Origin of the sequence: Streptomyces sp. NRRL B-24572, assembly GCF_002156145.1 — a bacterium.
In the GTDB taxonomy this organism is placed as follows: Bacteria; Actinomycetota; Actinomycetes; order Streptomycetales; family Streptomycetaceae; genus Streptomyces; species Streptomyces vietnamensis.
In genome coordinates this window covers 1-5078 of record NZ_MWIG01001022.1, presented here as the reverse complement: position 1 = coordinate 5078, position 5078 = coordinate 1, and the positions used below count along the sequence as shown (strand labels likewise).

General features: G+C 72.4%; 6 protein-coding genes. 5 read left to right on the top strand and 1 reads right to left on the bottom strand.

Annotation, left to right across the window (positions count from 1 at the left end; genetic code table 11):
• The 3 genes from CCN56_RS39710 to CCN56_RS39700 form a co-directional block, all read left to right on the top strand.
• On the top strand, positions 1-571 hold a 571-nt coding region (locus CCN56_RS39710), incomplete at its 5' end, for a VOC family protein (RefSeq protein WP_086832439.1).
• A gap of 48 nt (positions 572-619) precedes the next feature.
• Positions 620-1420, top strand: a complete 801-nt coding sequence (locus CCN56_RS39705; protein WP_086832438.1) for a crotonase/enoyl-CoA hydratase family protein — start codon at positions 620-622, stop codon at positions 1418-1420.
• 226 nt (positions 1421-1646) lie between these two features.
• Positions 1647-2138 carry a molybdopterin-dependent oxidoreductase gene (locus CCN56_RS39700; protein ID WP_086832437.1) on the top strand — a complete coding sequence of 164 codons (492 nt, stop codon included), beginning with the start codon at positions 1647-1649 and terminating at the stop codon, positions 2136-2138.
• On the opposite strand, the gene CCN56_RS39695 is transcribed toward CCN56_RS39700, so the two are convergent.
• Complete coding sequence (locus CCN56_RS39695) at positions 2113-2337, bottom strand: hypothetical protein (protein ID WP_086832436.1); 225 nt, start codon at positions 2335-2337, stop codon at positions 2113-2115. The two genes, CCN56_RS39700 and CCN56_RS39695, sit on opposite strands and share 26 nt — an antisense overlap.
• 326 nt (positions 2338-2663) lie before the next feature.
• On the opposite strand from CCN56_RS39695, the gene CCN56_RS39690 reads away from it, so the two are divergent.
• Together CCN56_RS39690 and CCN56_RS39685 are read left to right on the top strand one after the other, a co-directional pair.
• On the top strand, positions 2664-3725 hold the full coding sequence (locus tag CCN56_RS39690) for a CdaR family transcriptional regulator (protein ID WP_256962426.1): 1062 nt from the start codon (positions 2664-2666) through the stop codon (positions 3723-3725).
• A gap of 185 nt (positions 3726-3910) precedes the next feature.
• The gene (locus CCN56_RS39685) at positions 3911-4942 is read left to right on the top strand and encodes a hypothetical protein (RefSeq protein WP_086832435.1); all 1032 of its coding nucleotides are present in this window, start codon (positions 3911-3913) and stop codon (positions 4940-4942) included.
• Positions 4943-5078 lie beyond the last annotated feature (136 nt).

Below are 5078 nucleotides of genomic sequence, written 5' to 3'. Positions count from 1 at the left end.
CGCCGTCGCCGACGCGGACGCCACGACCCGGGCGGTGGAGCGCGCGGGCGGCACGGTACGGGTGGAGCCGAGGAGCTTCGGCGACGAGGGCCGGATGGCCCAGTACAGCGACCCGCTGGGTGGACAGTTCGCCGTCTGGCAGGCCGGCGACACCAAGGGCTTCGAGCTCGTGGACGCGCCCGGATCGCTGAGCTGGACCGAGCTGTACACGAGCGACGCGGCGGCCGCGAAGGAGTTCTACGGCGAGGTCCTCGGCTGGCAGTACGCCGACATGGACCTGCCGGGCGATGCGGGCACGTACACCCTCATCACCCCCGCGGGACTCCCCCAGGAGCGCATGCACGGCGGTCTCCTGCAGGTGCCCGCCGACGCCCTCGCCCTCGCGAACGGGCGGCCGTACTGGCACCCCGTCTTCGACGTCGAGGACTGCGACGCCACCCTCGCCAAGATCACCGCGATCGGGGGCGGGGTGCAGATGGGGCCGCAGGACATGGAGGGGGTCGGCCGGCTCGCCGTCTGCCTGGATCCGTCGAACGCCGACTTCGTCGTCCTCACCCCGCCGTCCGGCTGAGTGGTCTCCGCCCTGGTCCCCGGACGGCGGTCACGTGAGAATGCCCCCATGACCGATGCAGCAGCGACACCGGCAGACCAGGACGCCGTCCGCGTCGAGCGCTCCGGGCCCGTGACCACGGTGGTCCTGTCGCGGCCCGCCGCGCGCAACGCCGTGGACGGACCGACGGCCGCCCGACTCGCCGACGCCTTCCGCGCGTTCGAGGCCGACGAGGAGGCCTCGGTCGCGGTGCTGTGGGGCGAGGGCGGCACGTTCTGCGCGGGCGCCGACCTCAAGGCCGTCGGCACCGAGCGCGGGAACCGGGTGGCGCCCGACGGCGACGGCCCGATGGGACCGACCCGGCTGCGCCTGACCAAACCGGTCATCGCGGCCGTCGGCGGCCACGCCGTGGCCGGCGGCCTCGAACTGGCCCTCTGGTGCGACCTGCGCGTCGTCGAGGAGGACGCGGTCCTCGGGGTGTTCTGCCGCCGGTGGGGAGTGCCCCTGATCGACGGCGGAACGGTCCGGCTGCCGCGGCTCATCGGCGAGAGCCGCGCCATGGACCTGATCCTGACCGGCCGGCCGGTCGCGGCCGCGGAGGCGTACGAGATCGGGCTCGCCAACCGTCTCGTGCCGAAGGGCCGGGCCCGGGCCGCGGCGGAGGAACTCGCCCGGGAGATCGCCGCGTTCCCCCAGCTGTGCCTGCGTCACGACCGCCTGTCCGTACGGGAGCAGCACGGGCTGTCCGAGCCCGAGGCCCTGGCGGCCGAACTGCGGCACGGCATGGTGCCGCTGTCGGCCGGCGAGACCCTCTCGGGCGCCGCGCGCTTCGCGTCCGGGGCGGGACGGCACGGCTCCTTCACCACCTGAGCCGGACGGACCGGGAGCGGCTCGCCCGGGCCCGGGGGGTGGCACTCGGCCGCCGGTCGACGCCGGGCGTTGGTGGATGAACCGGAAGATGCGACCCGATGGCTCGTAGCAAGCTCACAATTGCACGGGCGCAGGGCCGATTCACCGGGCAGTCATGGTTCCCGCTCCGCGTGGTCGGGTATCACTGGGCGCAGTCGCCGCACCGACCGCCCGAGGGAGATTGACGATGAGTCGCCGTACCGGAGCCTTCGCCGTCTGGGGAGAGGTGGCCCTCCCGGCCACCCTGACCGTCGCGGATCTGCGCAGGGACTGGGCCCAGCACCGGGCCGAGGTCGTCTTCGACTGCGCGACGGCCGGTCCCCAGCGGCACGCCTTCGAGGGCCCGCTGCTGCGCGACGTCGTGGCGGCGACGCATCCGGGGTTCGATCCGGCCCGCCGCAAGGAGCGGTCCCGTTTCCTGCTCTCCGTGACCGGCGGCGACGGGCACCACGCGCTGCTGTCCTGGGCGGAGATCGACTCCGACTTCGGCGCCGCCCCCGTCCTGCTCGCGACCCGGATGGACGGCGAGTGGCTCGACGGTCCCGGTACGCAGCTCGTCGTCCCCTCGGACCGCTGCGGCGCCCGCTACGTGAGCGGCGTCACCGGCGTCTGGATCGGCGCGTTCCGGGCGCCGCGCTCCCCCGAGGCCGGGGTCACTCACGCATCCGGTAGAGCCTGACGTCCCGGTTGACGAAGAGGTGGACGTAGCCGCACGACCAGCAGATCAGGCCGGTCGCCGACTCGTTCGCCCAGGCCATGTTGAAGAACTCCATCCCCGTGCTGTTCAGCTTCACCTCCCGCTCGCGGAAGGTGTCGTTGTCGCACACCTGGCAGCGGATCGCCTTCTCGCCGATCGCCGCGTGCACGGGCTTGGCCATGCCGTCTCTCGCTTCCTCCGCCGGTTGCGGCGGCCTTCCGGTACGCACGGCACGCGTCGATCGGGCCGTCCTGGTCGATTCCGCCCCCCCGACCGCCCCGCTGCTTGTACCGTGGTGACTACGGGTCCGGTGCCGCCAACTCCCCCGTTTGCCGGCACCGGACCCCCTGTGATCCTGAGGCATGATCACCCGCTTCGCACTGCCGTGATCCGGCAGTGTTGGACGCCTCCTCGATGCCGGTTCCACACCCCGCCCACGGGCATGCCACCCTTGATCACCGCGCGTCAAAAAATCGTCAGGGACGCGTCAGGAACGGGGGAGGAACCGTGACGGAGCGGGAGTCGGCCGAGGAGTACCTGGAGGGGTACGCCGAGATCCTGGCGGGGGTGTGCGCGACCCGCCGAAGACTCAGCCGGGAGGAACGCGAAACCCTGGGTGCGCTCGGCGAGCGGGCCGCGGAGGCCGGCATCGGACTGCGGGCCCTCGTCCGGGCCCACCTCTCCGCGGCCCAGCGGGTGCGCCCCGGCCTGCCGCCGGCCGTCGCCGACCACCTCCTGAGCGCCGTCGAGCAGGCGGTGGACGCCTTCGCCGAGGGGCACGAGCGGGCCCAGTACCTGGCGATGCGTCAGGAAGAGGCGGCGCGCCGCGAGTTCATCGACGACCTGCTCTACGGCCGGAGCGACCTCGGCCGCCTGGCGGAGCGGGCCGAGCGCTTCGGGCTGCTCCTGTCCCACACCCACGCCGTGGCCGTCACCCAGGGCCCGGAACCGTACAGCGACGGCTCCGGGGTCACCCGTGCCGTCGAGTCCTCGCTCGTCGCCCGCTTCGGCAACCGCCGCATCCTGCTCACCACCAAGGACGGACGGCTGATCTGCGTCGCGCCGGGCGACGAGCCCGAGGTGCTCACCCACTTCGCCAAGCAGGCGTACGCGGCGACCGACGGCGGCCAGGTGGCCATCGGCCGTGCGCACCCGGGCGCGGGCGGCGTCGTCCATTCCTACGAGGAGGCCCTCAACGCCCTCGCCCTCGCGGCCCGCATGAACCTGAACGAGCCGGTCCTGCGCGCCGCCGACCTGCTCGTCTACCCCGTCCTCACCCGCGACCGGCAGGCCATGGCCGAGCTCGTCCGCACCGTGCTCGGCCCGCTCCAGCAGGCCCGCGGCGGCGCGAAGCCCCTCCTCGACACGCTCACGGCGTACTTCGACACCGGCTGCGTCACCGCCCAGGCGGCCCGCAGCCTCAGCCTCAGCGTGCGGGCCATGACCTACCGCCTGGACCGCATCCACCGTCTGACCGGCGCGGACCCGGCCGATCCCGTCCAGCGCTACACCCTCCAGACGGCCGTCATCGGCGCCCGCCTCCTCGACTGGCCCGATCAGCCGCTGTGACACGCACCTCCGTGACACCAGAAGGACCATGACGTTTCAGATGTGAACCCCAACTGGTCACATGCCGTGGACAGTTGTCGGTTTCCGGTCGTCCCTGGCGGGCAGGTTTGGAGAGCCGCAGGCCGGGCAGCGCCCGGCCGCGCGGCGTACCGATGAGGGCCGAGGACAGAAGGAGGTCGGTCCCCATGACCGTGCGTGCCGTCGAAGTCCCCCTGCTGTGGATGCCCTACGCGCTGCGGGTGAACCCGCATCTGCCGGCGCTGCACGAGGAGAGCGAGTCCTGGGCGCGCGCCATGGGCATGCTGGACGGCTACCGGGGGCCGTCGGCCCGTCCCGCGATCTGGAGCCGCTCCACGTTCCACGCCATGACCGTCGACCAGCTGACCGCCTGGACCCTGCCCGACGCCTCGCTCGCCGACCTCCGGCTCAACCACCGGTTCAACATCTGGGCCCTGGCCTGGGACGACTACTTCGCCTCCGCGTTCAAGCAGACCGGCGACCTCGTCGGAGCGCGGGCCTTCACCACCCGGCTGCACGCCTTCCTGCGGCCCGAGCGCGGCGCCCGGCTGCCCGAACCGACGAACGCCGTCGAGCGGGGAATAGCCGATCTGCAGCAGCAGCTATTCCCGCCGCGCCTTGCGCACTGGCGGACGGAATTCAACCGGGCCCTGGCGCGGTACATCGACGCGGGGGTCGAGGAACTGGCCAACAGCCGCAACGGCCGCATTCCCCATCTGATCGATTACGCCCCGTTCCGGCGGGAGAGTTTCGCCGCCTATACGGCCCCCTATTCCGTCGAATTGGCGACCGGCGCCCGCATACCCGAGCAGATACGGCACACGCGGACCGTCCGCGCCCTGCTGGACGCCTTCATGGATTTCATGGGTCTCGCGAACGACATCGCGTCCTATGAAAGGGAGGTGCACGAGGAGAAGGACGTCAACAATCTGGTTCTGGTCGTCGGAACGTCCCTGGGAATCTCCCTCCGCGACGCCGTGCCCGCCGCGCTGAACCTGGTGAACGCCCGTCTGCGGGACTTCGAGCACCTCAGGCGGAGCGAACTGCCGCTGCTCGTACGCCGGGACGGCCTCGACCGCGAGGAACGGGCCGAGCTGGAGACCTGGCTCCGGGGAGCGTGCGGATTCCTCTCCGGCCTCCACGCCTGGTACACCGGAGCACCCCGCTACGCCTCGTCCGACGTCTCGTTACCGGACTGAGGGCAGCGGGGTTGCCCCGGAGCGCGCCTATCCCCAGCCCAGGAAGCGCCTGACGCGGGTCAGCCACGAGACCCGGGGCGCGGGTCCTCCCACCGTCGCGTCCGTGACCGGCGGCGGGGCCACCGCGGGGCTCCCG